Source organism: Mesobacillus sp., from assembly GCF_047739415.1.
In the GTDB taxonomy this organism is placed as follows: domain Bacteria; phylum Bacillota; class Bacilli; order Bacillales; family Cytobacillaceae; genus Mesobacillus.
In genome coordinates this window covers 1-5,057 of the sequence record NZ_JBIQOE010000100.1, presented here as the reverse complement: position 1 = coordinate 5,057, position 5,057 = coordinate 1, and the positions used below count along the sequence as shown (strand labels likewise).

The 5,057-nt window shown below is 46.7% G+C and carries 4 protein-coding genes; 1 reads left to right on the top strand and 3 read right to left on the bottom strand.

Annotation, left to right across the window (positions count from 1 at the left end):
• The coding region (locus ACH0QE_RS08285) for an aminopeptidase (RefSeq protein ID WP_415800226.1) at nt 1-659 on the bottom strand (659 nt) is incomplete at its 3' end.
• 212 nt (nt 660-871) lie between these two features.
• Between ACH0QE_RS08285 and ACH0QE_RS08280 the strand changes: the two genes are divergently transcribed.
• Complete coding sequence (locus tag ACH0QE_RS08280; protein WP_192469642.1) at nt 872-1,267, top strand: hypothetical protein; 396 nt, start codon at nt 872-874, stop codon at nt 1,265-1,267.
• Nucleotides 1,268-1,522: 255 nt separating this feature from the next.
• Here the strand turns inward: ACH0QE_RS08280 and ACH0QE_RS08275 are convergent, their stop codons facing one another.
• Together ACH0QE_RS08275 and ACH0QE_RS08270 are read right to left on the bottom strand one after the other, a co-directional pair.
• Nucleotides 1,523-2,791, bottom strand: coding sequence for an MDR family MFS transporter (locus ACH0QE_RS08275; RefSeq protein ID WP_415800225.1), 1,269 nt, complete (start codon nt 2,789-2,791; stop codon nt 1,523-1,525).
• A gap of 140 nt (nt 2,792-2,931) precedes the next feature.
• Entirely contained in the window at nt 2,932-5,028 is a 2,097-nt protein-coding gene (locus ACH0QE_RS08270) for a DNA topoisomerase III (protein ID WP_415800227.1), read from the bottom strand.
• Between the last annotated feature and the right edge of the window lie 29 nt (nt 5,029-5,057).

The window sequence follows — 5,057 nt, the reverse complement described above, 5'->3', positions numbered from 1 at the left end:
GTCAGGTCTGTGCCTGGTGCTTTATAGTGAAGCTTCTTGTATCGCTTGCTGTTCAGGTAATCAACTTTTTCATGAAGGGAAGCGTCATGATTTTTCCATGCTGCGACCGGATCTTCAGTATCCACGCGGACTGCCTTGAAGATTGCATCCCAGAGCTTCTGTACAGCTGTTTCAGCAGTATCCTCAGGGAACACCATTTTTGCCCATCCTTCAGAAGGAACGGCAATGACTGTCCAGCTTACTTTATCGGATTGTATGTATTTGCGATATTTTGAAAGCGCCGTTCCAGCAGCTTTCTGGAAGTTTGCAATACGATCGGACTTCACACCTTTTAACAGGTCAGGACTTGAAGAAACGATTGACATGAATGCCGCACCGTTTTCAGCCAGAGCTTCAACCTCGCGTGCACGCCATTCAGGATACTCGTTGAATGCCTCATCAGGTGCAAGGTCATACTTCGTCCTGTTCACAACGTCATCATTCCAGTTTACAACAACGTTTTTAGCGCCGGCTTCGTATGCCTTTTTTGCCACAAGGCGGACAAACTCAGCGGAATCAAGCATTGTATTGATGACAAGCGTCTGGTCCTTCTGGACGTTAACGCCAACCTTGACAGCAAGGTCTGCATATTTTTCTAAATTCATTTGGAAATCACTCATCTATTTCGCCCCTTTTCTGAATCTTCTTTTATATTGTAACGATTTTATAGGAAAAAAGAAACTTAAGACATTCGACTTAACTAGACATTTAAGAGGCGCACCGGGCAGCTTCATATCTGTCTAAAATTGCTAGCCTATCAAACTGGCATCCTGGCAGCAGCCTAGGGTAAAATAGAGCGGTATACAAAAGGGGTATAGGAGGATTTTTTTACATGAAATTCGATGTTGTCTTGTTGCGGCTATCCGCAATTTACGCTTTCGTTGGCGCATTCATGGGCTCGCATATGGCAGGTGCCGGGGACTATGCAATCCGCCCGGTCCATGCGCATATTTTGGTTGTCGGCTGGCTGAGTCTATTTGCATTTTCAAGTTACTACCGTTCCTACGCGGTGCCGAAAACTTCAAAACTAGCATTATTCCATGTGTGGACAGCGATCCTTGGAAGCTTCGGCTTGACCTTGGGTATGTGGCTTTATAATGTGAAGCCATTCCCGCTGCCAGAAACATTCACAATGGTGTTCTATATAGTCGGCGGATCCACTTTGCTGCTAAGCTTCCTGCTATTTGTGTTCATGACATTCAAGTATAGCGATGCAAAGGTAAAATAATAGAGAAAAATCCATGCAGAAACAGATTCTGCATGGATTTTTTGTGCGCGGGAATCAATTTCATCAATAGATGGGCCATTTTTAGCATCCTTTTAGCGTCCTTTGCTTAAGATATTGGCGTAAATACAAATAATTCGACCACATCTTCGAATAATTCGACCATATCTTCGAATAATTCGACCACATTTCAAATTATTTCGACCAACTTCATATTTTCCACTTTCATCCGCGAACCGCCAACTTCAATTCCCCCGCTTAAACCCCCGCTGCCTTCCTATTCTCATACATCCTGAACATCACCCAGAACAGTACCGCGCTCAAAACGGCAAGAATGCTGAGGATTGTGAACGTCCAGCCGTACCCGATCCAGACAGTCAGCGGGATGCTGATTGGTGCTATCGTCCTGCCTATCGTATATCGCAATGAAGCGGCCGCAAAATACTGGCCACGCATTTGCTCAGGTGCCAGGTTGGAAATGAAGGTTTGCTGCAAACCGGCAGTCATCAGTTCAGCCAATGTGAATACCGCCATCGCTGCAATCAGTCCCCAAATCCAATTTGTCGCACCGAACATCAAAATCGCCACTGCATAAATGAGCGAGGATAATACAAACACATTCCGTTCGCGGAAACGGGTCACCCATCTCGTTACAACGACAGTGAAGAGGGCAACAAGCAAGCCATTTTCAGAAAGAATCAAGCCAAAAGCCTGCTCGCCATTGACGGTGAATACTTTGCTGCCGAGTTCGAGGACAGTTTGATTATGCACCGTATCCTTTGTGTAAACAGGGAATAACAGATCAAGCTGCATGAACGTTTGCGCCGCTAAAATCCCTGCTATGATGAACATTAGGAAAATCTTATCCTGGACAATGACCTTGTAATCAGCGATTTGGTCTTTAAGGAAGTCATACCATTTTCCATTCTCTGCACGTGCCTGCCTGGCGGAAGCAGGCACCGTTTCACGCGTCCATTTTGCAAGGACGAGTGCAAGCAGGATAGAGATAATTGCCACCGCAATCATCAATTCGAACCGGTATTTTACATAAAAAATCGCTCCGAGAATCGGGCCGACAACAACGGCAATATTGATCTGCGTATAAAAAATAGCAAATACACTGCTGCGGTCTTTTTCCGGAACCACGTCCGCAACCATCGCTTGGCTGGCCGGCCAGTAAATGGAGCCGAACATCCCAACGAGCGTAAAGCAGATGAAACCGAGCATCGGCGAGGTGAACCATGGTGAAACCGCGTAGGCAAAAACAAGGAAGGCAATTCCCTGGCCAAAAGCTGAGATCACCATCATCCGTTTGCGCCCGAACCGGTCGGCGGTATATCCGCCCATCAAATTGGCGAATACCGAAAAGACCTGGGATAAGACGAGCAGGAATCCCGCGTTGCCCTTCCCGAAACTTTCAGCAAAATATATCGTCAAAAACGGGAAAAACATCCAAAATGTTATATTCATTAAAGCTTCGCCAAACAAGCGAATCTTCAAGTTTCGATCCCAATCCCTTATTCTCATGATGTTTCTCCTTTTATCTAAAATAGAACCAACGAATATCATACTACTCCGAAGGAATTTTTTACAAGTTAAATCCTTAGCAAGAATTTCCGTACTATACAAAAAAAGCGGCACAATGGCCGCTTTTGAGTAACTGGTTTTTAATCCTTATCCTCCATCGCAGCTTTCAACAAGTCTCCGAGACTGGTGCCGAAGTTTTCCTGGGATGGTGAGTATTTTTCTTTCAGCTTGCGCTCCTCACGCTTGGATACACCTTTTTTCTTCTTATCCTCAGCCTTTTCGACGACATTGCAGCGGCGGCACTGGAAGTATGCGCCTGCTTTGCCGTTGTGGATCTCCATCCGTTTGTGGCACTGAGGACAGCGTCTTTGCGAAAGCTTTGGATCCTTATGCTTGCGGAAACTGCACTCAGGGCTTGAGCAGACAAGGATACGACCTTCCTTAGTCTTGCGTTCCTTCATAAACTCACCGCACTCAGGGCATTTTGAGCCTGTCAGGTTATGGGCGCGGTATGTTTTGTCGCTCGTCTTGATTTCAGATACAAGGCGCGCCGTCTGTTCGCGAATCCGTTTCTTGAAAGCCTTCGGGTCGCCTTTGCCGCGGGCGATCTCTTCAAGTTCCTTTTCCCATTTTGCCGTCAGTTCAGGTGAAGTGAGTTCATCGTTTACCAGGTCGATGAGCTGCTTGCCTTTTTTCGTTGGATACAGGCGGCCGTTCTGGCGTTCAACTACCTCCGAGGAAATTATACGCTCAATGATTTCAGCCCGCGTTGCCGGGGTGCCGAGTCCGAATTTCTCCATTTTCGCAAGAATATCTGACTCAGACAGACGAAGCGGCGGCTCAGTCATCTTTTTATTCATTATAACCTGGCCAACAGAGTAACTCTTGCCTTTTTCAAGCTGACCCAGTGATTGTGTAGCTGCATCATCCTCGTCTTTTCCAAGCACCTTTTTAAAGCCAATTTCAAGGATATTCGTTTCCCGTGCTGATACTGATTCACCCTCGACATCGAAGTTAGCATGAATCACTTCATACTGATAAGCCGGGTAAAATAAAGCAAGGAATCGACGGACGATCAAGTCGTACAGCTTCCGTTCATCCGGTGACAAATCGGCAAGGTGAAGCCGCTCCTCTGTCGGGATGATCGCATGGTGGTCGGTTACTTTTTCATTATTGAACACTCGGCGGGTCTGGACCTTGCCTTTCTGAGCGAGTGCCGGCTTTGCTTCATCACGATAACCGGAAATGATGCCCTGCAGACGGTCCGCCATCGTTGCTTCCATATCGGTTGTCAAGTAGCGTGAGTCCGTACGCGGATAGGTGACAAGCTTATGCTGTTCATACAATCCCTGCAGAACATTGGATGTTTTCTTTGCCGAGAATCCGAAACGCTTATTGGCATCGCGCTGCAGTTCTGTCAGGTCATAAGGAAGGGGCTGCGGTTCTGACTTTTGCTTGCGGTCCAGAGATTTCAAAACAGCTTTCTTATTTGAAAGCTTCTTTTGAATCTGTTCTGCTTTTTCCTTTGAGAAAATCCGCTTTTCGCCTTTATGCTCCCATTCTGCATTCAACGAGCCGACCTTGGCCTGGATTGTCCAGTACTCCTTCGGCACGAACTTATTGATTTCATCTTCACGTTCCAGGACCATCGCGAGAGTCGGTGTCTGGACACGGCCGGCAGATAAAGGATCCTTGAATTTCGTTGTCAAAGCCCTCGAAACATTCAACCCGATCAGCCAGTCAGCCTCGGCACGGCAGACAGCGGATTCATACAGGTCTTCAAACTGCCTGCCAGGCTTGAGGTTCTTAAAACCGTCCTTGATGGCACGGTCCGTCTGCGACGAAATCCACAGTCTCTTGATGGGTTTCTTCCAGTTGATGCGCTGGAGGATCCATCTCGCGACAAGCTCACCTTCACGCCCGGCATCAGTCGCAATGATGAATTCACCGACATCCTTGCGTTCAGCAAGATGCTCAATTGCCTTGAACTGATGGCTCGTCTGCTTGATTACCTTAAGCCCCATCTTATCCGGGATGATCGGCAGCTCTTCAAGCTTCCATACCTTATATTTAGGGTCATAATTCTCGGGCATTTTTAATTCAATCAAGTGACCGAGAGCCCAGGTGACGATATATTGATTTCCTTCAAAATAGCTTTTATGAGTTTTATTGCAGCCAAGTACACGCGCAAGCTCACGGGCAACACTTGGTTTTTCTGCAAGTACTAATGATTTCATGATTGCTCCTTTCAAAACACAACAGTTTT